The organism is Aliterella atlantica CENA595, assembly GCF_000952155.1.
GTDB classification, from domain to species: domain Bacteria; phylum Cyanobacteriota; class Cyanobacteriia; order Cyanobacteriales; family Chroococcidiopsidaceae; genus Aliterella; species Aliterella atlantica.
Window position 1 is genome coordinate 128,416 of record NZ_JYON01000001.1, and the last position, 26,514, is coordinate 154,929.

Genomic DNA, 26,514 nt, shown 5'->3' on the forward strand with positions numbered 1-26,514 from the left:
TCTATGGGGATCGAAATTGATTGATGCGCGGATTCTAAAGAAAACCTCCAGAATTAGATAGCGCGTTGACGACTCGATCTAGTCCGACAGAATGGGAGGCTTTGAAGAGGATGCGATCGCCTGCTTGGACAAATTCATGCAAGCGTTGCACTAAATTTGCGTGGCTGGAAAAACACTCTGTTTGTAAAGGAGTAGCCGCTTTTGCCATCGCTTCAGCATCAGCGCCATCAACTAAAACAAATAAAGCATCTAAGTTTAATTTCTGTGCCATAGCGCCTACTTGGGCATGAAAATCTGGCGATCTATCTCCTAATTCTTTCATCGCCCCTAATACTGCTATTCTCCGTTTACCTAGAGTTTGGGCTAATAGTTGCAAGGAAGCAAGCATTGATTCAAGCCCAGCATTGTAAGTTTCATCTAAAATTACAATGTCATTTGCTAGTTCGTAACGCTGCGATCGCCCCTGGGGCATATTAATAACTAAATTCGCAGCAAATAACCGCCAATCAATCTTTAATGCTTCTGCGACGGCTAAAGCGGCAAGAAAATTTGATGCATTGTGTTTCCCAGGTAGGGGTAAAGGTAGCTTGACACCTCTTACTTGCATCGTATCGTTATCTAATAATTCTCCTTGCAGGTCACCGCCTGTTAAACCATAAGTTATAGTTTGCCCTTGCCAAAATTGGGCAGCGGTATTCATTAATCGTGTATTGTCGCAGTTGAGGATGGCTGTACTACTATTAGGCAGTTGGTCTAGTAATTCGCATTTGGCGTTAGCGATCGCTTGTTCTGAACCTAAGCGCCCAATATGTGCAGTACCGACATTTACAATTACCCCAATTGTCGGACTAGCTATTTGAGTGAGTAGGGCAATTTCTCCTTTAGCCCGCATTGCCATTTCAATTACGGCAAAGTCATGTTCTGCACCTAGTTCTAGTAATGTTTTAGGTACGCCAATTTCGTTATTGAAGTTAGCTTGAGTTTTTAAGACTTTGCCTTGAGTTGCTAGTACAGCAGCAACTAATTCTTTAGTCGTTGTTTTGCCTACCGATCCGGTAATCCCAATTACAGGAATGGAAAATTGTTTGCGCCACCACTGAGCGATTTTTTGATATGCCTGTAAAGTATCTTCTACCTGTAATAGCGGCAGTTCGCTACTTGTAAATTTAAAGTCAACAATAGCTGCGATCGCGCCTTTGTCTATTGCTGCTTGCACGAAGTCATGTCCGTCAAAGTTTTCGCCGCGCAAGGCAACAAATAACTCTCCTGGTTTGATGCTGCGAGTATCTGTGGTGATGCTAGTTGACGATGCTAAAGCAGATGCAGATAGATTTATTGGCTGGGCTGTTAAAACTTCAACCAACTGGCTAACAGTGGCACAACAAGGCATACTCGATAGTGTCAAAATTCCTAAGTACGTGTGTTATTATCCCAGGAATTTTGCTACTTGCAAGCAAAAGTCAAAAGTCAAAACATTATGATGCTTACTCTACAACACCAACAGTTGCTTTTGGGCTTCTCAATTTTGATATTAGTTACTAGATTAGCGCGTGCAAGCTACAGTGCTTCTTGCGCGCTCGTTTAATAATAGTTTGCCTTCAGCATCGACACTGATATCTTTACCAGGAATAAACCCTTTGCCAATCAACTGTTTGTATAGGGTAATAGTGGTAAGTTTTCTAATTTCCTGCAATACATCGGCTGGAATTAGGTATTCTACCGTCCATAAAACTGCTTCAGTGTCAAACCACAAGATGCGTTCGATACTGACGATAGTTAAACCCGCAATTACTTCCAACGGTATCTGAGTTTTCAAATACGCAAATAAGTCTTGACCGATTTGGCGGTTGCGAGTCATCATTGCCCTCGCCATTCTCTCAATCTCTAGTTCAAACTGTAAGCAGTTCATATTGGGCATAAGTTCACTTTCCTTGTCTAAAAGGGTGATGCCCTGCGATTGGCGCGATCGCCGTTTGCAGTTCTGCTTAGTATATCTAAAGAATGTACTAAATCTACCTCTGGGAAGATGCGGAATTTTTAATTTACCTATGCGGTAACTAAGAGAAATTACTTAATTATTCGCAATAATAGTTTAAATAGCAGCGTATTTGAGAAATACTAGCAATAAACGCTATGGATGTATATGTCAATTTATACTTACTTTTGACTCGGCTGCGATCGCTTGAAAGCTAGTAATTTTTAGCTAAACCACTTGGTTTTAGAGGTAGAAGTATCGCCTTGTTCGATGACTTCGATTGCCATAATGCCCAAGTAAGAGGCGGCGATTAGCACGATTACTGATAGTAGGTAGCCGTTGGATATGATTCGCAGCGCTGTATCTAAAAGAATGTAGTTATTCATTGCTTAATGTTCTCTACTCTAAGCGGAATTTGGTTCTACTATATTTCTCCACAGGAGGACGGTTGCTTTCCACCGAGAAATTACTAAATTCTGCTTTGTAACAATATATTACACCAGTGATTGTACGAGGGCGCAAAAAGATTTTGTGAAGAGTTTGGGGATGGTGTAGGGGCGCAATGTATTGCGCCCCTACGGGATGTGGATTTTATTTTTCATGCTTGCTTTAAACATTGTTCGATTGTCGCTACTACCGATCGCGATAATGCATCTAAATCGTAGCCACCTTCTAGTCCAAAAACAATCTTGGTTGTTAAATTTAGACAATATTGGGTCAATATTTTGTAATCTTGGGGTTTTAGATTCACCCCTGCTAAGGGATCGGCGGCGTTTGCGTCATATCCAGCGCTGACGATTAATAAGTCTGGTTGAAAGTTAGCAAAAAATGGGATTACTGTTTTCTCAAATAATTGCTGATACACTTCAATCGTGCTGCCTGCAAGTATAGGTAGATTTAAAACGTTTTTGTATCCTCCTTGTTCGGATGCGCTACCTGTACCTGGATAAAAGGGAAATTGATGCAATGAGCAATATGCAATTTGAGGATTGTTTTCAACAACTTCCTGCGTACCGTTACCGTGATGTACGTCCCAGTCTAAGATAGCTACGCGGTTAATTTCAGGGCGCTTTAGGGCGTAAGTAGCAGCGATCGCAGCGTTAGAAAATAGACAAAAACCCATACCGCGATCGCTCTCTGCATGATGTCCAGGGGGACGCGCTAAGACAAAGGCAGGCTTATTTGTCTCTAAAACAGCATCTACACCATCTAGCCACGCGCTGACAGCAAGCAGCCCTACGTCATAACTAGCAGGCGAAACAGGCGTATCGGGGTCGATATAACCGCCGCCGCGTTTGGCTAAATGTTCGACGGTATTGATATGTGCTGCAGTGTGAACTTTGTAGATAGACGCAATTACTCTATCTTCATCTACTGGAGTAGGCGATCGCCATTCCAATTGTGGGGAAAATGCAGAAGCTTTTAGGGCTTTGGCGATCGCGCTTAAGCGTTCTGGTGCTTCGGGATGATATCTACCAGTTTTGTGATTGAGAAACTCGTCAGAGTAGATGACAGGTAGCATAGATTATTTGTGCGGCAGATGAATAAATGCTTTCTGCCATTGTATTAAAGCCTTATTAATCTCGCTTCATATCGTCTCTTAGGTCGCCTGGTTCGTTGTATGTTTGTGGAACTACAGCTGGATTGCTCATCAACTCTTCTGGACTAAGTTCGTTCATGACACTATCTATAGCTGGTGGATGCTTGATGCGATCTAAAACTGCTGGATCTATTTCTGTATCTTCTTCCTGCTCTTGTTCTGCTTGGCTGCGGGGTGTTTCGCTGTTCATAATCTTTGCTCAAAATAATTGCACTTGTACTTTGAGCTTAAATTTCCTTGCCCTCAACCATACACTATCTTCAGGCTTAGATTCCTAGAAGTGCCTGCATCCTTATGGACCGCAAAATGTGCTAAAATTGTAGCAGAAATTGATACATATTTAGCAGCTAGTTAGCACAACCTGGCGCTTTATTTAAGTTGTTTGCGGAAATCTCAGATTTTTGGAGTATTTTAGGCTATGACGACCTCAGAGGAGAGGATTATCCCGACCGATCTGCGTAATGAAATGTCTCGGTCTTACCTAGAATACGCGATGAGCGTGATTGTCGGTCGGGCGCTACCAGATGCTAGGGATGGTCTAAAACCCGTGCATCGCCGCATTTTGTACGCAATGCACGAACTGGGACTTACCGCAGATCGTCCGTTTCGTAAGTGCGCCCGTGTAGTCGGGGAAGTATTGGGCAAATATCACCCACACGGAGATACAGCCGTGTACGACGCGCTAGTGCGGATGGCGCAAGATTTTTCCATGCGATCGCCTCTCATCAACGGGCATGGAAATTTCGGCTCAATTGATAACGATCCCCCAGCCGCGATGCGTTATACAGAGTGTCGCTTGCAAGCATTGACGGGTGACGCGCTATTACGCGATATCGAAGCAGAAACAGTAGATTTTACCGATAACTTTGACGGTTCGCAGCAAGAACCAGTAGTTCTACCTGCGCGAGTTCCGCAGTTGTTGCTAAATGGTTCATCGGGAATTGCTGTGGGGATGGCAACAAATATTCCTCCCCACAATTTGGGCGAACTAATTGATGGGTTAGTGGCGCTAATTCATAACCCTGAAATTAGCGATATCCAGTTAATGCAATATATCCCTGGTCCTGATTTTCCGACTGGGGGGCAAATTTTAGGCACAGCAGCGATTAAGGAAGCTTATACCACAGGTCGCGGTTCGATTTGTATGCGCGGTGTAGCGGCGATTGAAACTATCGAACACCGAGGTCGTCCAGATCGAGAGGCGATCGTGATTACAGAATTACCTTATCAGACCAATAAGGCAGCGCTGATCGAGAAAATCGCGGAAATGGTGAACGAGAAGCGCTTAGAGGGAATTGCTGATATTCGCGATGAAAGCGATCGCGACGGGATGCGGATCGTCATCGAACTCAAACGAGATGCGTATCCCCGCGTAGTATTAAACAACCTGTACAAGCAGACACCTTTGCAGGCAAACTTCGGTGCGAATATGTTGGCACTGGTAAATAACGATCCCCAGTTATTGACACTCAAGCAGTTTCTCAACGTATTTTTAGATTTTCGGATTGAAGCAATTACGCGGCGCACCCGCTACGAACTGCGTAAAGCGGAAGAAAGAGATCACCTGTTGCAAGGCTTGCTAATTGCGCTAGCAAATCTAGATGCAATTATTGTTACCATTCGTCAAGCCGCCGATACGCCTACAGCCAAATCTGAATTAATTGGTTCTTACTCCCTATCCGAACAACAAGCAGATGCAATTTTACAGATGCAATTGCGTCGCTTGACTGCATTGGAAGCTGAAAAGATTCGTCAAGAACACGACGAATTACAAGTGCAGATTAACGACCTGCAAGATATCTTGGCAAGACGCGATCGCATACTAGAAATCGTTGAAACTGAAGTTCAACAGATTAAAACTGTCCATGCTACACCCAGACGCACAGTAATTGAGCCAGATTTAGGCGAAATTGGCGATATTGACTTAATTGCTAACGAAAAAGCCTTGATTTTGCTTACAGAACAAGGTTATATCAAACGGATGCCTGTAAGTACCTTTGAAGCGCAAAGTCGGGCAACGCGCGGTAAAGCAGCAGCTAGGATGAAAGAAGATGACGGCATAGAGCATTTCTTGACTTGCTGCGACCACGATAGCGTACTATTTTTCAGCGATCGCGGTGTAGTTTACTGCCTCAAAGCGTATCAAATTCCTGCCGCATCGCGTACTAGCCGAGGCGCACCTATCGTACAGATGCTACCAATTCCCAGGGATGAAAAAATTACTTCCATTGTCCCTGTAAGCGAGTTTAGCAGCGACGAGTATCTAGTAATGTTGACTCGTGGCGGCTTTATCAAGAAAACTGAGTTAGCAGCATTTAGCAATATTCGCGCTAATGGATTGATTGCGATTTCCCTAGAAGAAGGCGATCAACTGCGGTGGGTAAGACGGGCGAGAAACGAGGATAGTATTATTATCGGTTCGCGTTCGGGTATGGCAATTCATTTTAGATGCGATCGCGATCAGTTGCGCCCGTTGGGGAGAGCAACACGCGGCGTAAGAGCAATGAAACTCAAAGCTGGCGATGAGCTAATTGGCATGGATATCTTGCCTAGCGCAATTTTGGCAACTTTACCTGTAGACGAAGCAACAGAAGTTGAAGAGATAGAAACTGAAGAACTCGAAGTGGTTGCTGGTAACGATGAGGTAGAAATTGAAGAACTCGAAGTAGTAGCTGGTGCTAGTACGGGACCTTGGGTATTAATCGTCACTACAGGCGGTTATGGCAAGAGAGTACCTGTAGCGCAGTTCAAACTATACAACCGAGCGACTAAAGGTAAGATTGCTACTAAATTCAAAAACCGCAAGTCTCAAGATCAACTAGCAGCATTGCACATTGTCAACGAAGAAGATGAATTAATGCTCGTAACCAGTCGCGGCATTATTATTCGTCAAGTTGTCAAAGCAATTCCGCCGCAGTCAAGAACAGCAACAGGGGTAAGAGTGCAGCGTTTAGATGACGACGATGCGATCGCTGCTGTAGCTTTGGTTCCTCCCAGTGTCGGCGATGATGAAGTTGAGGCAGAATAAGCAAAAGCCAGAAAAGAGGCAAGAAAACAAGTATCTTGCCTCTTATTTATTACCCCTTGTAGCGCTTTTAAGCGGTATTTGCATGGGGTTAACAGTAGCACCATTCGGCGCATGGTTCTTAGCCTGGGTATCCCTAGCACCCCTATGGGTATTGGTTCGATCCCCCCTAGCCCCCCCGATCCTCCCTGCCCTCCTTTGGGGAATCGGCTATCATGGCATAGCGCTATGGTGGATTACAGGCGTTCATCCGATGACGTGGATGGGCGTACCTTGGCTGGCTAGTTTGGCGATCGCTGCTTTCTGTTGGACATTTATTACACTATGGGGAGCAGCTTTAGTTGTAGTTTGGGCAGTTATTACAGCTTGGCTGATTCGCAATGCAAACGCTCTAACTCGCGTGTTAATTGGCACAGCTTTATGGTGTGGGTTAGAAAGCTTGTGGAGTAAAGGGGCATTATGGTGGACGACTATTGCTTATACTCAAAGTCCTCATAACATAGCAATTTTACATTTAGGTCAACTATCAGGAACTACTACAATTACAGCGGCTATAGTTGCAGTTAACGCCCTACTTGCTGAAGCTTGGCTTAACCGCCAACACAAAAATACCTATTTAAGTTTGGCAGTTGCATTATTAGCAAGTTTGCACCTAATTGGCTGGCAATTATCTAACCAACCTCTAAATGAATCGCCGCAAACAGCCTTAAAAGTAGGCATAATTCAAGGCAACGTTCCTAACGAAATTAAACTATATTCCGATGGAATAAGTCGGGCGATCGCAGGATACACATCAGGCTACCAAACTTTAGCCGACGGGGGAGTTGATGCAGTTTTAACTCCTGAAGGTGCTTTGCCTTTTCGCTGGAATGATGTGGAACGAACTTCTTTTTATGCCGCAGTAAAGGAAAAAGGTGTAACAGCTTGGGTAGGAGCATTTGGACAACAAGGGCGCAGCATTACCAATAGCTTATTTACTTTAACTGGTACTGGGGAAATTTTCAGCCGCTACAACAAATACAAGTTAGTACCTTTAGGCGAGTATATTCCCTTCGAGCAATTTTTGGGAAGCCTTGTCGATCGCCTTTCGCCTCTAGATGCTCATCAAGTTGCAGGTGCATCTAACCAAATATTTGATACGCCATTTGGGCGGGCAATAGCGGCTATTTGCTACGAATCGGCGTTTCCTGAGCATTTTCGCCGCCAAACAGCAGCCGGAGGTCAATTTATCCTCAGCGCTGCCAATAACGCCCACTACAGCCCTTCTATGCCCGCTCAACACCACGCTCAAGATGTGATGCGGGCAATTGAGAGCGATCGCTGGGCAGTCCGCGCGACTAATACTGGTTATTCTGGAGTTATCGATCCTCACGGCAGAATAGAATGGATTTCTAAACTCAATACTTACCAATTGCACGCCGCCACTATTTATCGCCGAGATACTAAAACTTTGTACGTGCGCTCTGGAGATTGGTTGATGCCTTTATTGTTGGGATTAGGTTTAGCAAGTAAAGTTTTTACTGAATTTGGATAACAACGACGGCGTATCCAACAGAAAGCCCGTGTTTTTGAGCGCGGTGCGATTGAAGGTTAGGAATTATGGGTGATTGTATTACAGGGCATTGACGCAAGCAGCGGTAAGCGGACGATAAAGGTTGCGCCCTGCCCTTCCCCCGCACTTTCGGCATGAATTGTGCCGTTGTGGAGTTCGACTAAGTGGTGGGCGATCGCTAACCCCAACCCTAATCCATGCTTTGCATCAGCATCTCTGGCTTGACGGAAGCGATCGAAGACATGGGGTAGAAAATCGGCGGCAATCCCAATGCCCGTATCGATGACACGAATTTCGGCATAATTGTCATGGGCGATCGCTTCTTTCTTAAATGACAACTCAACATCTACCCGCCCTCCTTCTGGGGTGAATTTAATCGCATTTGACAGGAGATTGCAGATAACTTGCTGGAGGCGATCGCGATCGCCCATTACCATCTCAGCCGTTTTGACTGGAGCGGTGATGCCCCACCCCACTAGCTCGATTTCTTTGGCTTCAGCGAGATGATAGACCGTTGCGATCGCCGTTTCGATTACGGCTGCTAGCTCGACAGGTTGAAGCTGCAACCGGAGCTTGCCTATGTCGAGCCGAGAAACATCGAGCAAGTCTTGCACCAGTTTGGCTTGCAGCGTCGCGTTGCGCTCGATGGTGTCCAACGCTTTGGTCAACAAAGATGAACTAGGTGGACTATTTCGCAGCAAGCGCGTCCAACCCAAAATCGAGACTAGGGGGGTGTTGAGTTCGTGGGAAACTGTCGATAGCAGTTCATCCTTTCTGCGGATGGTAGTTTTTGCCTGATGCAGCGCTTGCGATCGCAGTTGTGCCATCTGAAGATGGGCATTGACGCGAGATATCAGTTCTTGCGCCGAGAAGGGTTTGATTAGGTAGTCGTCTGCGCCTGCTTCCAATCCTTCGACAATTGCTTCTTCTCCAGCACGCGCCGAGAGCAAAATGATGGGAACTTCTCTGGTACGTGGGTCAGCCCGTAATGCAGCAAGCAACTCAAAGCCGTCTAATCCTGGCATCATTACATCACTCAAGACGAGATCGGGGACTTGCTCTCTAATCGCTGCCAGTGCTGCTGCTCCATCTGCAACAGCTTTAACTTGGACGTGCTTACTTAGGATGCGCGTCAGATACTCGCGCATATCGGCATTGTCATCAACCAAGAGGACACGAGCCGAAGTAGAAGTTGGGAGTAAAAAGTCAGTAGTTAGGGTAGATTGTTCCTCGACTGCGAGCTCTCGGTGCTGCTCCCTTGTTGGTAGCCACCGATCTACGTCCTCAACGTAAGAGACTGCACCCATCGCGGTTGATGCTAGAGTACGAGTTGGTCCGATACGATCGCCTTCAAGATGAAGGCGATCGCTCGGTAGATGGTCTGTCCCAAATGGCAGGGCGATCGTAAAGCAAGTTCCCTCTCCTAGCGTGCTGCTCACCTCAATAGTGCCACCGTGTAGGCGCACCAGTTCATCTACCAGGGCGAGACCGATTCCCGCTCCTTCATAGGTTCTCCCTTTTGTTCCTCGCACTTGATAGAACCGCTCAAATAGGCGGGGGAGGTGTTTGGGTGCAATTCCCTCACCCGTGTCTTGAATCTGCAAAATGGCTCGATTGCCATCAGTGGGGTGCAATCTGACCGTAATTTCGCCTTCTTGGGTGAACTTAAAAGCGTTGGAGAGCAGATTGAGGACGATTTTTTCCCACATTTGGCGATCGATATAAACGGGTTCGGGTAATGGTGGGCAATCGACGATGAGGCGCAGTCCTGCCCGCTCAATGGCGGAACGAAATACACTCGCCAATTGGGTTGTAAACATTGCCAAATCGGTCGGTTCGTAAACGGCTTCCATGCGTCCGGCTTCGATGCGGGAGAAGTCGAGCAAGGTATTGACCAATTTCAGGAGTCTATTCGTGTTTCGATACGCCAGTTCTAGTCGTTCTTGTTGAGCGGGGGGCAGAGGATGAGTGCGATCGCTCAAGGCATCTTGCAGGGGCGCGATTAACAGCGTTAGCGGGGTGCGAAACTCGTGACTGACATTGCTGAAGAAGAGGGTTTTAGCGCGATCGAGTTCTGCCAGTGTTTCGGCACGTTGGCGTTCTTCTTCACGGGCGGATTGTTCTTGAATCCGTTGAATCTCCGATTGGCGCAAATCTTCTTCGGCACGGGCGCGTTCGATGGTTGCCCAGATGCGTTCGGCAGTTTCGCTCAATAGTTCAACTTCCGCCGCTGACCACTGGCGCGGTACAGATTCAGTGACGCAGAGTGCACCCACCAATGCGCCCGCTTTAATCAGCGGCAGGGAAATATGCGAGCCAATTCTAATCGCTGCCATTGCTGCCTTGTCGCCATCGGGAACAATATCCGCGCTCTGCGTATCCTCAACAATTACGGTTTCGCCCCTTTGGAGATGAGGTACAATCCAGCCGAAGTCTGTAAACCGATGAATGCCCACAAGCGTTGGCGAATCGCCGCGCAAATAATTCTGATTAACGCGGGCTTGATTCTCTGCTACGTTGACCTCAACATAGTAGGCGCGGTCAATGCCTAAATATTCGCCCAGCAGCCGACTAGCTTCCGCCTGAATTTGCACTGGGTCGGAGAGCGATCGCGGCGCATCCGACAACTTGACCCGAAACGCATCCATTTCAGCAGCGCGGCGCAATTGGTCTTCTGCTTGTTTGCGATCGGTGATGTCGTTAAACACAATGGCAATTTGGCGACTGTCCTCGCCATCGACCCGCGAAAGGTAAACGTCCAACCATCGGTTTAAGCCTTCGACGTAATCTTCAAGGCGGGTAGCAACGCCTGTCTGAACCACTTGGGCGATCGTTTCCAGCCATAAGGATTCAAAGTTGAGATTGAGTTCGACTGCCGTTTTGCCCACCACATTTTCTAAGCCAGTCAATTGCTCAAACGCCGGATTAACTTGCAGATACCGCAAGTCAACGGGTTTTTCGTTCTCGTCATAGATCAGTTCGCAGAGCGCGTAGCCTTCATCGATCGAGGTGAACAGCAATCGGTATTTCTCTTCCGATTCGCGCAAATCTTCTTCGGCACGGGCGCGTTCGATTCCGAGCCAAACGCGCGCGGAGATTTCCCGCAAAAGCTCGATTTCGTCCTCGCGCCAAACCGAAGGCTTGCTGCGCGCGACACCCAGATCGAAAACCCAGCGTCCATTGCTTAAGTAGGGCGTGTTGACGATCGAAGCGATGTCGAACGCCTCAAACGCTGCCATCTGTTCGGGCGATCGCGTTCCGTCGCGCACGTCGTTCATGACCATCGAATGCCCGGCACAGAGCAGGCTGTTTTCCTCTTCGGTGTGATAATCGGCGAGTCTGTAGCTCCCGCCGATTTCAAGCTGACCGGCGGGACGGCTGGGTAGCAGATATATGCATTCGCCCGCCTCCGGGTTAATCTCAACAAACAAGTAGCGAGACAGATCGAGATGTTTGGCGATGCGTTTGCCCGCCATTTCCATGATTTCTTCGGCAGTGGCAAGCGGCGCAAAATCGTTCATCAAATCGGCGAGGAAAGCGAGATTTGCTTCGCGGCGTTTGCGCTCGGTGATGTCAGTGAACAGAAGCGACACGCGGTTGTCGCCCGCCACGCCGACGCGCAGCGCGTAAACGTCATACCAAATGCCCATCGCTTCGGTGTATTGTACGAAGCGCACCGACTGACCTGTTCGGGCGACGCACGCGAACCGCTCGAACCAGAGGCGTTCGAGGTCGGGCTGAAACTCGCTGATGCGCTTACCGATTGGATTGATGAAGCCGGTCTGCTGCTCGAACGCCGAATTCGCTTCTAGATAAATCCAATCAACCGCGTTGCCCTCGTCGTCCTCGATTAATTCAAAAATGCAAAAGCATTCATCAATCGAATTAAACAAAGTGCGGTATTTTTCTTCTGAATCACGCAATGCGGCTTCTGCTTGCTTGCGATCGGTGATATTACTGGCTGCTCCGAACCATTCAATAATGTCACCCTGCTGATTCAGCAACGGAATGGCACGCGAGAACGTCCAGCCGATCGTGCCGTCTTCTCGAAAAACGCGGTGTTCTAATTCAAAATTGCTTTTGGTTTGGATGGCTGACTCAATGGCAGCCCACACTCGCGGCTGTTCATCTGCGGGAATGTATTCATCAAGCCAAGTGCGCTTCGGATTGGTGGTGCTGGCAATAAACTGCTTGCCTTCGAGGTGGTGCATCACGCTCCAATCTGCGCTCATTTTATACACAATGTCCGAACTGGCGTTGACGAGTGCGCGGAAATGCTCTTCATTCTCGCGCAGGGCGGCTTGGGCTTGCCTTTGCTCGATCAAGTCAGCGGCTTGGCGGGCGAGTAAATCGAGAAACCGCAGTTCGCGTTCTGTGGGTCGATGGTGTCTGCTCCAATGGGTGGAAACCATACCGATCGCTTTACCCGAACGGGTAACTAGCGGGGTGGACTGGGCAGAGAGATAACCCGCCTCGACGTGTATTCGCATCGAGCCGTCGGGGTCTTCGCTTTCTGGCACATCGAAATCAACAAAGGTGCGATCGCCATTTCTTAGTGCAATGCCGCAAGGAGTATTAGAACTAGCATTGACGCGGTAGAAATGCTCAATTACATTTCGCTCAAAGCCCTGAGTGGCAAGCAGCAGCAAGTCTTGCGTCGCTCGATCGAGAATTTGCACTGTTCCGGCATCTGCCCGCGTTAGCGCGATCGCTGTTGCCATAATCTCTTGATAAAGTGCCTGAATGTTGCCTTCGGTTACAAGCCTGGCGCTCAGTTCGTGCAGCAGCCGCGTAGCTTTCAGGTCTGACTCGATAGCTGCTTCGGCAAGTTTGCGATCGGTAATGTCGTAGGAAACGGCAAGCACGGCATAGACTTCACCGCTTGCAGAACGTAACGGCGTTCCCCGTGAGATGTAGAAGCGATCGTGGGCGTTGTGTTCAATTTCAAACACTTCTCCCGCCAGTGCTTTACGGTACAGCACCTCATACCTCGTGGCTAAGTCGGGCGGAAATACCTCAAAAATAGTTCGCCCCACCAAATCTTCAGGTTTGAAACCTGCAACCGAGAGCGCTTCTCCTTCAGCAAGCCGATAGCGCAAATTGAGGTCAACTACAAACGCGGCTCCACCTGGCAGATTTTCAATCATCGTCCGCAGGAGTGCTTCAAAATCCTGCAATGGGTCGCTGGTGTGATGCTGCCTGTTGCTTTTGAGTTGCATAGAATTTACGATTTCTGGGTGGGGCGTTTGAGTTCAATCAGTCGCTTTGATGATAGGCAACCTGATGGTAAACGTTGTGCCTTGTCCTTCTCCAAGGCTTGCTACCTCAATTGTACCTCCGTGCAATTGGACCAGGTGACGAGCGATCGCAAGTCCAATCCCCACCCCACCTGGTGTATGACGACTGGGGACTTCTGCTTGCGTGAAGCGATCGAAGACATTGGGTAGAAAATCAGGACGAATGCCGATGCCTGTATCGCTGACGGTAATCTCAATATCAGAATCAAGGCGTTCTAACCGAATTGTGACTTCTCCTCCTTGGGGTGTAAATTTAATTGCATTGTCTAGCAAGTTAGCAATGACTTGTTGGAGGCGATCGCTATCTGCCAGATGAGGGAGTGAAACATTAGATATTGCCTCAATCAGTTGAATATTCTTCGCTTCAGCCGATGGATGGAATGTTGCAACAACGCCTTGTAGCAGAAAAACTAAATCAACGCCTTGAAGGTTTAAGCGCAGCTTGCCCGAAAGAATACTAGAGACATCAAGCAGATCTTTTACCAGTTTTGCCTCAATCGCGGCATTCCGTTCGATCGTATCGAGGGCAATAGCCGCCTTAGCCCAGTCAAACGGTTGTTGTTTTAGTAAGGGCGTCCAGCCGAGGATATTTGCCAGCGGCGTTTGCAGTTCATGAGTAATCGTCATAAGAAACTCATTCTTGAAGCGGTTTGCCGATTGCTCCTGCCGCAATCGTGACATTTGCAGTTGCGTTTCCACTCGTGCAACCAATTCGCGGGCAGAGAAGGGTTTGATTAAGTAATCATCTGCTCCCGCTTCTAGTCCTTCGATTGTTGCCTCTTCGCCTGCTCGTGCCGAGAGCAAAATAATTGGAATACTTTTGGTAACTGGGTCAGCCCGCAGGCTATTGAGCAGTTGGAACCCATCCACCTCTGGCATCATTACATCCGTTAATACTAGATCGGGTAGTTGTTGCTGTATCATATCGAGAGCGATCGCACCATTGGCAGCCGTCTCCACCTGCCACCGCTGACTCAACAGCCGCTTCAGGTAGTCGCGCATATCGGCGTTGTCATCCACCAGCAAGATTCGCCTGGATGCGGATGAGGGGACGTGTGGGTAAGTCGCGAAGGCAACTTTTCTTCCTTCTCGGTTCTTGACTTCTTCGACGCTGCCATTCTCTGGGGTCAGCCACCGCAACGCTTCTTCTACGTAGGGTGATGCCCCCGCCAAGGTCAAAGCTAAAGTGCGATTTGCCCCCCCAATCTGCTGGGCGGGCAGATGAACGCATCCAGTTGGAATAGATACTCTAAAGCAGCTTCCTTCTCCAAGGGCGCTGCTAACCTGAACGGTTCCTCCGTGCAGTTTCACCAATTGCTGCACGAGCGATAAGCCAATTCCCGATCCCTCAAATGTGCGTCCTTGCGCTCCTTTAACTTGATGGAATCGTTCAAACAGACGCTCGATTTCTGCCTCTGGAATGCCAATGCCTGTGTCTTGTACGGCTAGTTCAACAAAGCTACCGATTTGATGCAAACGAACCGCAATCTCACCTGCAAACGTGAATTTGAAAGCGTTTGAAATCAAATTGAGAACAATCTTTTCCCACATCTCGCGATCGACGTAAACAAACTCAGGCAAAGGGGAACAATCAACGACTAAGCGCAAACCTGCTCGTTCGATCGCCGAACGAAAGACACTGGCTAACTCTGCTGTAAAAGTTGCCAGATCGATTGGTTCATAAACAGCAGAGGTGCGATCGCTTTCAATGCGTGAGAAGTCTAGGAGTGTATTTACGAGTTTTAGCAACCGCAAACCATTGCGCTGCATCACTTCAATTCGCTGCCGTTGATTGGGCGACAGCGGATCGGCTAGGTCGGTTAACGCATCTTCTAAAGGACCCAATATCAAGGTGAGTGGTGTGCGAAATTCATGGCTGACGTTGCTGAAGAAGGCGGTTTTGGCGCGATCTAGTTCTGCCAATGCCTCGGCTCGCTGGCGTTCTTGCTCATAGCTGCGAGCCGTTGCGATCGAACTTTCCACCTGTTGCGCCACCAATTCCAGAAAGGAACGGTATTCGCCATTGAACTGGAGTCGAGGGCTGATGCCTGCAACCAGCAGACATTCCACAATTTCTTTGTTGCCCGACAGAATCGGGAGAACGAAGGCAGAATGGGGACTTTCTCCCCACGGTTCGAGGGGGAGCGATCCGAAGCGATCGACCACATCGGTAATTAGCAGCGGTTCACGGCTCTTTTGAACGTCCACCAGCGACCAGCAACTTGAGCGCTCAGTCAAATCCATTTCTCTTGGCGCAGCGGCACTGTCTGCGGGCAGCCCGCTTGAAGCCACCAATTCTACCAAGTTGCCTTGCTCGTTGACCTGATAGAACAGGGCAAAGGGAATATCGTAAGGATTGAGCGCATCGGCGGCAGCAAGACAGGCGGAAGTGCGCGTTTTTGCCCCGTTCCCAGCCCTGGCTAGCTCTCGTAGCATTGTCAAGCGACGTTGACCAATCACTTGCCCGGTCGTCTCAGTCGCGGTACAGATCATCCCACTAACCTTGCCCATCTCATCCCGAACGGGACTATAGCAGAACGTGAAATAGGTTTCTTCCAGGTAGCCAAAGCGCGAGGGGTGAAAAAGCCGATCTGCCGCAAAGAAGGCTTCGCCCGTAGTCCTGACACTTTCAAGTATCGGCTTCGTCTGGTCATGCCAAATTTCTGCCCATGTCTCTCTAGCAGATTGCCCCAGCGCCTTGGGGTGAGTTGCGCCATATATGGGAATCACGGCATCGTTGTAAAGCTGGATGTAGTCTTCTCCCCAGAAAATGATTTGGGCAAAGTGAGACGGGAGCATGGTGCTGACAAGGGTTCGTAGGCTCTGCGACCAGTTTTCGACCGCACCTAATGGGGTGTTCGACCAATCGTGCGATCGCATTAACGCCGCCATCTCGCTGTTACCCGCAAAGATGGTCTCAGACAGAGTATTTGGGGCTTCTGGGGTCATCGTCATACCTGGCTCTCCAAAGGCAGCAATCTCGAAGTGATGGGGTTTGCCAATCTGTGTTCTTATTATCGGGGAATTATTCGCTAAACCTGCTTATCCCGATCGGAATCTGAAGCCTGTCCTACCAATTGACTCACCATCTCAATCCATTTAGTAGGGGGAGTTAACTTGTGCAAATGCGCCTCATAGCCTGCCAAAAGCGCCTTTTCTCGATCCTCGTCTAGATAAGCTGTGAGCGCGACGGCAGGAATATGCCCTCCCTGCCCAGCTTCTAAAGCACGGATTCGCCGAATTAAGCTATAGCCATCTACACCAGGCATCCGAATATCACTTACCAATACGTCAGGATGGAATTGCTCTAGCTCCTCTAACGCCGCTGCTGCGCTGGCAACTGTCTTGACATCAATGCCATAGGACTCGAAAACAGTAGTAATAAATTCGCGGATATCCGCTTCGTCATCGACTACCAGCACCCGTAAGCAATCTAGAGAATGAGGCAATGGCGACAAGGGAATTCTCCCTTCTTTGGGAATGGTTTCTAGGGACTGTTGCCCAGCTAGGGGCGCAAATCGCGATTCGCTGGGCTGGATAGGCGATACTACCTGCTGAGATGGACTCAACTTATACACCCCAATCCGCAAGCTTTCAATTAGCCCATCTAGATTGCGAGCGATCGCAATATGCCACTGCGACGCAAACGCTTGACCGTCTCGCGGGCATAAATTCATCTGCCAAACCTGCGATCCTCGGCTTTGGTCAAGCTGGTTCAATTGAGTCACAAAGGTTGAGCGATCGCCTTCTGCCACATACATAGCCAGAGGATTTCCGACTAAATAGCATTCGGGTATATTGAGGAGTCGGGCGATCGCTCTGTTTGCTTCTAGAATGACTCCATCTGTATTAGTGACTAAATAAGCGATCGGGCAGGACGCAAACAAATCGCGATAATATAGCAGATTGTCCTGAATAACTTCGGTTGCTTCCAAGTTTGTCTGCATCTGCTCGCAGATCACCTGCAGGTCTTCCAGTGTGGCATCAATTTCTCGCCAAGCTTCTGCATCTTCCCTTTGCAATGCTGTAATTCGCTGTCGAATCACTTGAAAATGCAGCCTAACCGAATCGTCACTCATAAATCATCTATTTATTGTGCCTATCTACTGGCTTTACCTGGTCGTCACTCCATGAGTTTCCGCTTTTTTAAGTGGCACAGAGGAAATTCAGCAGATAAATATATTCCTTTAGTCTAGTAAATTTGTAAAGGAAGTAACCACAGAATTTGAGAATTAAGCTGATAGACATTCAAATTACAGCAGCAAAAAACTCAGCTTTATTGTAGGGTGCGTTGCCTTGGAGGGCGGACTCTAATGCTTCCTCTGGCAAATTAAGTGTCTTTTAGCTTATTTAGCTGAAAAAAATTGGTAATGTTGCTGTATAGTGGCTGCGGTCGTATGCAAGACTCAAAGGGCGATCGCTACCAGTTTGATGCCGATTAGACAAATTTATTGGCTGCGATTGAAAATTCAGTTGCACAATCTAATTTCAAAGCACTGTTTGACTAAAAAGCGATCGCACTTATAATTTCTAAATCGGTGGAATCAAATAGCCCTGCGGATGCTCTGGCAATTGGATGAGTATCAATATTTGACCTTTTTCTAGTTTCAAGATGTATATGCTAGAAACTGATGGAACAGAGATAATTTCACCAGAATCTATGCTTTTGACAAGATAATTGCCAGTTTCTTCGTCTCTATCTTCGTATTGGACTATAGATGCCTTTATTTCGCTCATAGATTCTTTACAATAACCTATCTCTTTAACATAGGATAAAACAAATCTTTAGCCCACCCTAACTACAGGTACGATTAAGCACAATGGGCGAAAAATTGCAAAAGCTTGTCAGAACTAAATTTCAGGACTTTTTTTAGTAGTAAATGTAGCCGCTAATAGTAAATATAAGTTAAAGATTGATATAGCTTGGATCTAATGAATAGTTCCGCCACTTAAAAAAGTTGCCCCTTGACATTTGGCAGAAAATTCTTTAATCCTTGGACTTATTAGCCTTGCTGCTATTTGCCCTTTAAAAGTTCTCATGCCTACCCTCGTCATTGTCGAATCCCCTACCAAAGCTCGTACTATTCGTAACTATTTGCCCTCTGACTACCGTGTAGAGGCATCAATGGGTCATGTGCGCGACTTGCCGCAGTCGGCTAGCGATATTCCCGCTGCTGTCAAATCAGAGAAATGGGCGAATTTGGGGGTCAACGTTGATGCAGACTTTGAACCTCTATACATCGTTCCTAAAGATAAAAAGAAAATTGTCACACAGCTAAAAGAAGCGCTGAAATCGGCTGATAAGTTGATACTAGCCACAGACGAAGACCGCGAGGGAGAGAGCATAAGTTGGCACTTGTTGCAACTACTGAAGCCTAAAGTACCGATCGAGCGGATGGTATTTCACGAAATTACTCAAGAGGCAATTAAAAAAGCGTTGAAAAACTGCCGCGATATTGACGAGCAAGTAGTCCGCGCCCAAGAAACTAGGCGAATATTGGATCGGCTCGTAGGTTATACTTTGTCGCCCTTGCTATGGAAGAAAATATCGTGGGGATTATCAGCCGGAAGGGTGCAGTCGGTAGCGGTGCGGTTATTAGTGAATCGAGAACGCGATCGCCGCGCGTTTAAGCAAGGTAGTTATTGGGATCTCAAAGCCACCCTAGAACAAGCCAAAAAACCATTTACAGCGGTGTTAGTAACCCTAGCAGGCACGAAAGTAGCAACGGGTAGCGATTTTGATGAATCGACAGGAAAGATTATTGCTGGGCGCAATGTGGTACTGCTCAACGCACAAGAAGCCCGCAACCTGCAAGAACGCCTCTTAGGTAAACCTTGGCAAGTAACAGCGATTGACGAGCGCCCAGTAACTCGTAAACCTTATCCCCCATTTACTACTTCGACCTTGCAACAGGAGTCTAATCGCAAACTGCGAATGTCGGCGCGGGATACAATGCGGACGGCTCAGAGTTTGTACGAGCAGGGGTATATTACCTATATGCGGACAGATTCGGTGCATTTGTCCGATCAAGCGATCGCTGCTGCTCGTAGTTGTGTAGAAAAGCTGTACGGTAAAGAGTATCTATCACCTTCGCCTCGGCAATATACAACCAAAAGCAAGGGCGCTCAAGAAGCCCACGAAGCAATCCGCCCTGCTGGTAATACTTTCCGTACGCCCCAAGAGACGGGCTTAGGCGGGCGGGAATTTGCCCTTTATGACCTAATTTGGAAGCGGACTGTAGCTTGTCAAATGGCAGATGCGAAGCAGACGCAAATTAGCGTCCAAACTCAGGTAGAAGATGCAGGATTTCGTTCTAGCGGTAAGCGAATTGATTTTCCTGGCTATTTACGGGCTTATGTAGAAGGATCGGACGATCCGAACGCGGCTTTGGAAGATAAAGAAGTAATTTTACCGCCGATGAAAGTAGGCGATCGCCCAAATTGTACTAATTTAGAAGCGATTTCGCATGAAACGCAGCCGCCAGCCCGTTATACAGAAGCGTCCTTAGTCAAAATGCTAGAAAGTGAAGGGATTGGGCGACCGAGTACCTACGCTAGTATTATTGGGACGATTATCGATCGCGGTTACGCTCAAGCGATCGGAAACGCCTTAGTACCAACTTTTACCGCCTTTGCTGTTACAGCTTTACTTGAAGAACACTTTCCCGATTTAGTCAATACCAGTTTTACATCGCGGATGGAGCAAACTTTAGATGATATTGCTACAGGCGAAGTCAAATGGTTGCCTTATCTGCGCCAGTTTTATTTAGGCGATAAAGGGCTAGAGACTTTAGTTAAGGAACGCGAAAGCCAAATCGATCTTGCCAAAGCTAGGACTGTAGAACTAGAAGATTTGGATGTAAAAGTCCGCATTGGCAAATTTGGTCCTTATGTAGAAAAGGAAAATGGTAACGGTACTGTTACCGCTTCTATTCCGCAAAATGTTACTCCTGCTGATATTAATTCCGAGCAAATAGAGGCACTTTTACAAGGACCAAATAAAATAGGGCTGCACCCCGAAACTGGAGAGCCTATTTATCTGAAGATTGGTAGTAATGGTTATTACTTCCAGCTAGGCGATGCTACTCCTGAAAATAAAAAGCCAAAAACAGCTTCTTTACCTGCTGGTGTCAATCCTGAAAATGTGACATTGGAAATGGCTGTCAATCAGCTTTTATTGCCTCGCACTTTGGGGGTTCATCCCGCTACAGGGGGCAAAATTCAAGCTGGATTAGGCAAGTTTGGACCTTTTATCGTTCACAACGTAAGTAAGGATGAGAAAGACTATCGCAGTCTTAAAGCTGGCGATGATGTGTTTACAATCTCTTTGGAGAGGGCTTTAGAAATCCTCGCCGAACCCAAAAAAGTAGGACGTAATAAGTCTAAGCAAGCTTTGAAAGAGTTGGGTTCTCACCCTGCTGATAACGAGCTAATTAACATTTATGATGGTCCTTACGGTCCTTATATCAAGCATGGCAAAACAAACGTCAGCTTACCTGAAGGTCAATCTGTAGAAGATATGACGCTAGCTAAAGCTTTGGAATTGTTAGCTACTAAAAAACCTAGCAGCAAAACAAGTCGCAAATCAGCTAGTGCTAGTAGTAAATCAACTACTACGAAAAGAAAAACTACAACTACTCGCAGTTCGACTACTAAAACAACAAAAACATCGCGATCGAAAGCTAAGTAATTTTGAGAGTGAAGTTTGATGCAATCTCTGGCAAGATAACCTTTTGCTAGAGATTTTATTATGGAGGGAAAGGAACGCAGATAAACGCAGATAAAATAGCGACTAAGTTTGGCAAACAAGTGGATGATTAAACTGGTCACTGGTCACTGCTAACTGGTCACTGAAAAGAGGTCTGATGACTGAGATAGGAATGGATAAATTTAGTATTGAACAAAGAGCTTTGGAGTTAGGATTCCATAAAGTCGGCATTGCTAGTGTAGATAGTATTGACGCAGAAGTACAGCACTTGCGATCGTGGCTTAAGCAAGGTTATCAAGCTGATATGGCGTGGATGGACAACCCCAAACGCCAAGATATCCGTAAAGTTATGCCAGAGGTACGCAGTGTTATTTGTGTCGCCTTAAACTACTACACGCCTCACCAACGCCCTAATAGTCCTGAATATGCCAAAATTTCCCGCTATGCTTGGGGGCGCGACTATCATAAAGTATTGACCAAAAAGCTTAAAGCACTGACTAACTGGTTGCAGCAAACGCCAGGCGTACAAGCGCGTTATTATGCAGATACAGGACCAATTCAAGATAAAGTTTGGGCGCAAAAGGCGGGAATTGGCTGGATTGCCAAAAATGGTAATGTAATTGCTAGAGAATATGGTTCGTGGATATTTTTAGGCGAAATTCTCACAAACCTAGACTTAACGCCCAGTATCCCCCATACTGAACACTGTGGTAGTTGTACTCGTTGCCTCGATGCTTGTCCTACTGGTGCTTTAGCTAAACCTTTTGTTGTTGATGCTAATCGTTGTATTGCGTATCACACAATTGAAAATCGCGCCCAAGAGTTACCAGAAAACATCGTTCCTCATCTGCAAGGTTGGGTTGCTGGTTGCGATATTTGTCAAGATGTTTGTCCTTGGAATCAGCGTTTTGCAAGAGTTACTGATGTGGCTGAATTTCAACCCTACCCTACCAATGTTGCACCCAAGTTAACCGATTTAGCCCAGATGTCTGACGAATCGTGGGAGCAACGTTTTACAGCATCAGCACTGCGCCGGATTAAGCCAGATATGTGGCGGCGGAATGCGCGGGCGAATTTGTTGAGACAGGGACGTGTAGAGACGTAGCAGTGCTACGTCTCCACAGAAGTAGCACTGCTATGTCTCCACAGAACAGGAAGATGCAGAAAAATTTATGTAGGCGGTAGCGATCGCCAAATTTGGTAAACTTAGTTTTTACACGTATCCTAATATAAAATTGGCTTTTATTTATGACTTGTCCTAATTTAATCTTTAACAGTTCGCCGACATGAAGCAGAGAATAATAATATTTGATTTTGATGGCACTATTGCTGATTCTCTAGACACGCTTGTTAATATTAGTAATCGTTTAGCCAAACAACTAGGTTATAAACAAACAAGTCAATCTGAACTTGCCCAATTGAAAAACTTGACTTCTAGAGAAATCATTAAACAATCTGGTATATCTATTTTTAAAGTACCTTTTCTCCTGCGTAAAGTCAAAGCAGAAATGAGTTCGGAGATTAAGACTTTAAGCTTATTTCCAGGAATGAGAGAAACTTTAATCGATCTAGAGAGTATGGGGCATAAATTAGTGATAATTAGCTCCAATTCTAAAAGCAATATATTAGCCTTTTTAGAGCATAATAATTTAGAAAGTATATTTTACTATGTGTATTCTGGCACTACTGTATTTGGCAAAGATAAAGTAATTAATAAATTTATTAGACAAGAAAATATCAACGTAGCAGATGTTATTTATGTAGGGGATGAAACTAGAGATATAGAATCAGCAAAAAAAAGTAAAGTAGTGGCGATCGCTGTTAGTTGGGGTTTCAATACTAAAGAAGCCCTAGCAAAAGAAAATCCAGATTTTTTAATAGAGCAACCCCAAGAACTATTAAGTGTCGTTGAGAGCTTATCGAACTTATAAAAATGTTTCGCTCTCATCTAATAAACTGATACGATCTACTGCTAAACCTATTTGTGCTGCTAGCTGCGAGTACATATCTATTTCTGGCTTTTGCCAAATACGCGCCTCCGAGCATTGGTGAGTAATTAACAAACCAATTAGCTCATTTTTCCGCAATATTGGCGCGACTAAGTTTGCTTTTACGGCGAATTGTTCTAGCGTCCTTCTATAGCAATCAGTTACTCGCGCTGATTTATAAATATCGTTATTTAAAGTTACTTGACCGCTTTTGTAGAGTTCGAGATATTCATTTTTCAAACAAGGATCGGTGATTTTCATCTTCAAAGTTTGCGGTAAGTTAGGCGCAACAGATTCAGCTAAAACTACGCCACTCGAATCGATCGGACTTAAACCGAAAACAATTACGCGATCGCTTTTAATTGCGCGTCTTATCTCTTTGACTGATGTTTTGAGGATATCTTCTATACTCGTACACTCATGAATGTGCATGGTGATATCAGTAATTAGCTGCAATCTTTCAGCTTCGGCTTCTTGCTCTTCTAAAAAACTAACTTTATCGACAGCAAAACCAACTTGGTTTGCCAATTGAGTAAACAAATCTATCTCGGAATTTTGCCAAATTCGAGGTTCTGAGCATTGATGAGCGATCAGCAAGCCAATTAACTCGCTGTTGCGTAGAATTGGTGCTACCAAGTTGGCTTTAACACCAAATTGCTCCAGCATATTGCGGTAGCATTCTGTTACTCGTGGTTCTTGGTAAATATCGTTAATAAACGAAACTTGCCCGTTTCTATACCTTTCTACATGATTTTCGCGAAAGCAAGGGTCTTCGATTTTGACTTTGATAGTTTGTGGCAAGTTGGGTGCTACTGATTCAGCTACAATAATGCCATCCCAATTGCTGACATCAAAACCAAAAATAATCACTCTGTCAGATTTGATCGCGCGTCTAACTTCTTTGACTGTCGTTCTCATTAAATCCTCTAAGCAGATAGCTTCCCCCATGCGTAGAGTAATTTCTTTGAGTAACTGTGCGTGTTCTGATAGCGCTTCTGCATGGGCGCTATTAGTTCCGTTGTTAGCAAATTGCACTTGCTGGATCAGGGGAATTGAACTAGCGGTTTCCGGCGGCGGTGTTTGCTCGTCATCTGTAGCTGGTAATTCTGGCGTACGCATCGCGCGATTAGCCAAAAAAGTAGCAACCAACCCAATTAGCAATAAAGCGGCTACAACCATCTCGACAATCAACAACATTGGTAGTTGTCTTGGCGGTGTAGATGCGATCGCCCGTTCAGTAGCAGAATCTGCTGAAATGCTAGTTTGAGATTGGGAACGCTCTGAAAAATACTCAAATACAACGTTAGTTGCTAAAATTGGCAGCGCAGAAATAACTAGCAAAAATACGACAACTTTGGCGCTTAAAGTTAATTTTTGTCGCCAAAAAGGATTCAATCGAGCGATGCGACTGGTAGGGCGATCGCCTGTTTTGATATCTTTACTTGCAGGTAATGCTTTAAGATCGCGGACACTATTGCTGTGGCGATCGCCTGTGGTAGGCTCGCTAGGAGGGGAAACTGGACTCATTTTGCACTCGCTTCGCTAAATTTTGCTAGTTGCATTTGTAGTATTTTGATGCTAGAAAATCTTTGCTCAAAAAAACAATCTTAATTTATAGATGCCTGTGTTTCAAGTAAAATTATATACATTCTTTTCTGCAATTGTAGGCACATACTGCTTTTATAGGCAATAAATTGCACTTCAACTGGGCAAGAGTAAAATCATTTCAGTAGATAATGGGCAACGCTAAAAACTTTCAATTGTTATTAGGAATAGGTATTATCGCTAGCTTATTAGCTTTAATTAGTGCAATCTTTGGGTTTGTGAACACTACTAATCCACTCAACTCACATAAGCTTGTTAGTACAGCAACTACGCCGAAAGATTGTCAAACTTTTGCTCAAGTGCCTAATGTTCCTGAAGGATTATTTTATTATGGGGGAACAACAACTTTTGCCTCAATGCGCTTTACGAGCTTAGTTTCGGCAATTAATCAAGCCCATCCTCGATTTAGGTTACGTTATACTGAAAAAATTGGTAGCGTGTCTGACTCTACTAATAGCATGAAAATGTTGTTAGCAGGAGAAATAAGTTTTATCCAATCAGCACGACCGCTCAATAATAGTGAATTAAAGGCAGCGAAAGAGCGAGAAATAGTTCTCGACCAAATTCCTATAGCTATTGATGGAGTTGTATTTTTTGTCAATCCGCAGGTATCAATTTCTAGGTTAACCTTGGGACAAATTAAAGATATTTTTAAAGGTAAAATTACCAACTGGAAAAGCTTGGGGGGAAAGGATCTACCAATTACACCTATTAGCCGAGATCCTAATGTTAGCGATACTGCAAGTTTTATTCAAGAGCAAGTATTAACACGCACAAACTTTGGTAAAACGGTACAAATAGTAGACAATACAACCGCAGCTATTCGTAAGGTAGCAACAACGCCTGGAGGAATTAGCTATGCTACAGCTTCACAAGTCAATGGGCAAAAAACAGTTTCTCCTTTAGCGCTATCAAGAGAAGATGGAGAAGCTTTTATATCACCTTTTGCTGATACCAATAGAGTAGTAAACCATTTTGCCTTTACTGATGGTTCTTACCCACTAACTAGAAAATTATATGTAGTAGTTAAAAGAGGTGGCATAGACGAGCAAGCAGGTGTAGCTTATGCCAATTTGCTATTAACTGCTGAAGGACAAAGAGCAATCGTAAAAGCTGGTTTTGCACCTATTCGTTAAAGACAAATAAAAAGGGCGATCGCACTTTTATTGCCATAGCATTAATCGCGCTATATATATTACTTGCAGCGCGATTAATGTTAAAATTAACTAGGAAAACGACCAGCATTTATTACCTGGTACTAATAAATCTATTTACCAGGTTGACCTTTTTCTAAGGCTTTTTGAATTAGATCGTCACTGACATTGCCAACAGCTTCAGTTCCGGCAACATCTTTAGCCATATCCATATAATCGTTAGGATCGCCTGTTTCCTTGGCTTCGAGTTTTGTGTCATTTGATGAGTTAGACGTTTGAAAGTTAGGTGCTGTTGCTTCAGCAGCGGCTTTTTCGCCTTCATCGGTACGATCTATATCGCTAACGCTAAATTGCTGTGCAGCAGCATAATCAGCATCAAAATCAACTGACTGCATCTTTTCTCTGCCTTCAGCCATGCTTTCAGCAGCTAATTGTGCATCTTGAGTAGAAGCTTGGTTAGCATCAGGTTTGATTGTTTCTGACATATAAAAAGTCCTATGAGCTATTTTTAATGGTGCAGATATCGTATCAAAGCGATCGCCTACCTCCATAACCTCATAAAGATAGATTTTGAAAACTTATAGGAATAGCCAAATAATAAAACTCTCTC

Annotated in this window: 18 protein-coding genes; 6 read left to right on the plus strand and 12 right to left on the minus strand. The window is 45.9% G+C overall.

Annotated elements, in window-relative coordinates; translation table 11 throughout:
• Window positions 1-34: 34 nt before the first annotated feature.
• The 5 genes from UH38_RS00630 to UH38_RS00645 form a co-directional block, all read right to left on the minus strand.
• Window positions 35-1,390 (minus strand): UDP-N-acetylmuramoyl-tripeptide--D-alanyl-D-alanine ligase, encoded by a 1,356-nt coding sequence (locus UH38_RS00630; protein WP_045052670.1) that lies wholly within the window; start codon window positions 1,388-1,390, stop codon window positions 35-37.
• A 153-nt stretch (window positions 1,391-1,543) separates the two neighbouring features.
• A complete protein-coding gene (locus UH38_RS00635) occupies window positions 1,544-1,918 on the minus strand; it encodes a hypothetical protein (protein ID WP_200892224.1) in 375 nt (124 codons plus the stop codon).
• A 281-nt stretch (window positions 1,919-2,199) separates the two neighbouring features.
• Window positions 2,200-2,361, minus strand: coding sequence for a hypothetical protein (locus tag UH38_RS26990; protein ID WP_200892225.1), 162 nt, complete (start codon window positions 2,359-2,361; stop codon window positions 2,200-2,202).
• A gap of 212 nt (window positions 2,362-2,573) precedes the next feature.
• Complete coding sequence (locus UH38_RS00640) at window positions 2,574-3,497, minus strand: histone deacetylase family protein (RefSeq protein WP_045052671.1); 924 nt, start codon at window positions 3,495-3,497, stop codon at window positions 2,574-2,576.
• Window positions 3,498-3,552: 55 nt separating this feature from the next.
• The gene (locus UH38_RS00645) at window positions 3,553-3,765 is read right to left on the minus strand and encodes a hypothetical protein (protein ID WP_045052672.1); all 213 of its coding nucleotides are present in this window, start codon (window positions 3,763-3,765) and stop codon (window positions 3,553-3,555) included.
• A gap of 228 nt (window positions 3,766-3,993) precedes the next feature.
• Between UH38_RS00645 and gyrA the strand changes: the two genes are divergently transcribed.
• Together gyrA and lnt are read left to right on the plus strand one after the other, a co-directional pair.
• A complete protein-coding gene (gyrA, locus tag UH38_RS00650; RefSeq protein WP_045052673.1) occupies window positions 3,994-6,603 on the plus strand; it encodes a DNA topoisomerase (ATP-hydrolyzing) subunit A in 2,610 nt (869 codons plus the stop codon).
• The gene (gene lnt / locus UH38_RS00655; RefSeq protein WP_072044860.1) at window positions 6,584-8,134 is read left to right on the plus strand and encodes an apolipoprotein N-acyltransferase; all 1,551 of its coding nucleotides are present in this window, start codon (window positions 6,584-6,586) and stop codon (window positions 8,132-8,134) included. Before gyrA ends, lnt begins: the two co-directional genes overlap by 20 nt.
• A gap of 56 nt (window positions 8,135-8,190) precedes the next feature.
• Here lnt and UH38_RS25795 read toward each other — a convergent pair whose 3' ends face one another.
• The 5 genes from UH38_RS25795 to UH38_RS00675 form a co-directional block, all read right to left on the minus strand.
• A complete protein-coding gene (locus tag UH38_RS25795) occupies window positions 8,191-13,371 on the minus strand; it encodes an ATP-binding protein (protein WP_082065267.1) in 5,181 nt (1,726 codons plus the stop codon).
• Between the two features lie 33 nt (window positions 13,372-13,404).
• Window positions 13,405-16,398 (minus strand): ATP-binding protein, encoded by a 2,994-nt coding sequence (locus UH38_RS00665; protein WP_045052674.1) that lies wholly within the window; start codon window positions 16,396-16,398, stop codon window positions 13,405-13,407.
• Between the two features lie 83 nt (window positions 16,399-16,481).
• Window positions 16,482-17,528 (minus strand): response regulator, encoded by a 1,047-nt coding sequence (locus tag UH38_RS00670; RefSeq protein WP_045052675.1) that lies wholly within the window; start codon window positions 17,526-17,528, stop codon window positions 16,482-16,484.
• Between the two features lie 271 nt (window positions 17,529-17,799).
• Window positions 17,800-17,928, minus strand: coding sequence for a hypothetical protein (locus UH38_RS27810; protein ID WP_268748853.1), 129 nt, complete (start codon window positions 17,926-17,928; stop codon window positions 17,800-17,802).
• A 51-nt stretch (window positions 17,929-17,979) separates the two neighbouring features.
• A complete protein-coding gene (locus tag UH38_RS00675) occupies window positions 17,980-18,186 on the minus strand; it encodes a hypothetical protein (protein WP_045052676.1) in 207 nt (68 codons plus the stop codon).
• A gap of 301 nt (window positions 18,187-18,487) precedes the next feature.
• Here UH38_RS00675 and topA point away from each other — a divergent pair, with 301 nt between their 5' ends.
• From topA to UH38_RS00690, 3 genes are all read left to right on the plus strand, one after another.
• On the plus strand, window positions 18,488-21,139 hold the full coding sequence (gene topA, locus UH38_RS00680; RefSeq protein ID WP_045052677.1) for a type I DNA topoisomerase: 2,652 nt from the start codon (window positions 18,488-18,490) through the stop codon (window positions 21,137-21,139).
• A gap of 175 nt (window positions 21,140-21,314) precedes the next feature.
• Entirely contained in the window at window positions 21,315-22,262 is a 948-nt protein-coding gene (queG, locus tag UH38_RS00685; RefSeq protein ID WP_082065268.1) for a tRNA epoxyqueuosine(34) reductase QueG, read from the plus strand.
• Window positions 22,263-22,443: 181 nt separating this feature from the next.
• On the plus strand, window positions 22,444-23,088 hold the full coding sequence (locus UH38_RS00690) for an HAD-IA family hydrolase (RefSeq protein ID WP_045052678.1): 645 nt from the start codon (window positions 22,444-22,446) through the stop codon (window positions 23,086-23,088).
• Here UH38_RS00690 and UH38_RS00695 read toward each other — a convergent pair.
• Entirely contained in the window at window positions 23,083-24,672 is a 1,590-nt protein-coding gene (locus UH38_RS00695; RefSeq protein WP_052672206.1) for a GAF domain-containing protein, read from the minus strand. The two genes, UH38_RS00690 and UH38_RS00695, sit on opposite strands and share 6 nt — an antisense overlap.
• A 209-nt stretch (window positions 24,673-24,881) precedes the next feature.
• Here UH38_RS00695 and UH38_RS00700 point away from each other — a divergent pair, with 209 nt between their 5' ends.
• Window positions 24,882-25,886 (plus strand): PstS family phosphate ABC transporter substrate-binding protein, encoded by a 1,005-nt coding sequence (locus tag UH38_RS00700; RefSeq protein ID WP_052672207.1) that lies wholly within the window; start codon window positions 24,882-24,884, stop codon window positions 25,884-25,886.
• Between the two features lie 131 nt (window positions 25,887-26,017).
• Here the strand turns inward: UH38_RS00700 and UH38_RS00705 are convergent, their stop codons facing one another.
• On the minus strand, window positions 26,018-26,389 hold the full coding sequence (locus tag UH38_RS00705; protein WP_045053024.1) for a hypothetical protein: 372 nt from the start codon (window positions 26,387-26,389) through the stop codon (window positions 26,018-26,020).
• Window positions 26,390-26,514: the final 125 nt, after the last annotated feature.

Coding starts and splice junctions, on each gene's coding strand:
- UH38_RS00645 (WP_045052672.1), bottom strand. CDS start 3,765: ATGAACAGCGAAACACCCCGCAGCCAAGCAGAACAAGAGCAGGAAGAA.
- topA (WP_045052677.1), top strand. CDS start 18,488: ATGCCTACCCTCGTCATTGTCGAATCCCCTACCAAAGCTCGTACTATT.
- UH38_RS26990 (WP_200892225.1), bottom strand. CDS start 2,361: ATGAATAACTACATTCTTTTAGATACAGCGCTGCGAATCATATCCAAC.
- UH38_RS00635 (WP_200892224.1), bottom strand. CDS start 1,918: ATGCCCAATATGAACTGCTTACAGTTTGAACTAGAGATTGAGAGAATG.
- UH38_RS00670 (WP_045052675.1), bottom strand. CDS start 17,528: ATGAGTGACGATTCGGTTAGGCTGCATTTTCAAGTGATTCGACAGCGA.
- queG (WP_082065268.1), top strand. CDS start 21,315: ATGACTGAGATAGGAATGGATAAATTTAGTATTGAACAAAGAGCTTTG.
- UH38_RS00700 (WP_052672207.1), top strand. CDS start 24,882: ATGGGCAACGCTAAAAACTTTCAATTGTTATTAGGAATAGGTATTATC.
- UH38_RS00690 (WP_045052678.1), top strand. CDS start 22,444: ATGAAGCAGAGAATAATAATATTTGATTTTGATGGCACTATTGCTGAT.
- gyrA (WP_045052673.1), top strand. CDS start 3,994: ATGACGACCTCAGAGGAGAGGATTATCCCGACCGATCTGCGTAATGAA.
- UH38_RS00695 (WP_052672206.1), bottom strand. CDS start 24,672: ATGAGTCCAGTTTCCCCTCCTAGCGAGCCTACCACAGGCGATCGCCAC.
- UH38_RS00665 (WP_045052674.1), bottom strand. CDS start 16,398: ATGACCCCAGAAGCCCCAAATACTCTGTCTGAGACCATCTTTGCGGGT.
- UH38_RS00675 (WP_045052676.1), bottom strand. CDS start 18,186: ATGAGCGAAATAAAGGCATCTATAGTCCAATACGAAGATAGAGACGAA.
- UH38_RS00630 (WP_045052670.1), bottom strand. CDS start 1,390: ATGCCTTGTTGTGCCACTGTTAGCCAGTTGGTTGAAGTTTTAACAGCC.
- lnt (WP_072044860.1), top strand. CDS start 6,584: ATGAAGTTGAGGCAGAATAAGCAAAAGCCAGAAAAGAGGCAAGAAAAC.
- UH38_RS25795 (WP_082065267.1), bottom strand. CDS start 13,371: ATGCAACTCAAAAGCAACAGGCAGCATCACACCAGCGACCCATTGCAG.
- UH38_RS00705 (WP_045053024.1), bottom strand. CDS start 26,389: ATGTCAGAAACAATCAAACCTGATGCTAACCAAGCTTCTACTCAAGAT.
- UH38_RS00640 (WP_045052671.1), bottom strand. CDS start 3,497: ATGCTACCTGTCATCTACTCTGACGAGTTTCTCAATCACAAAACTGGT.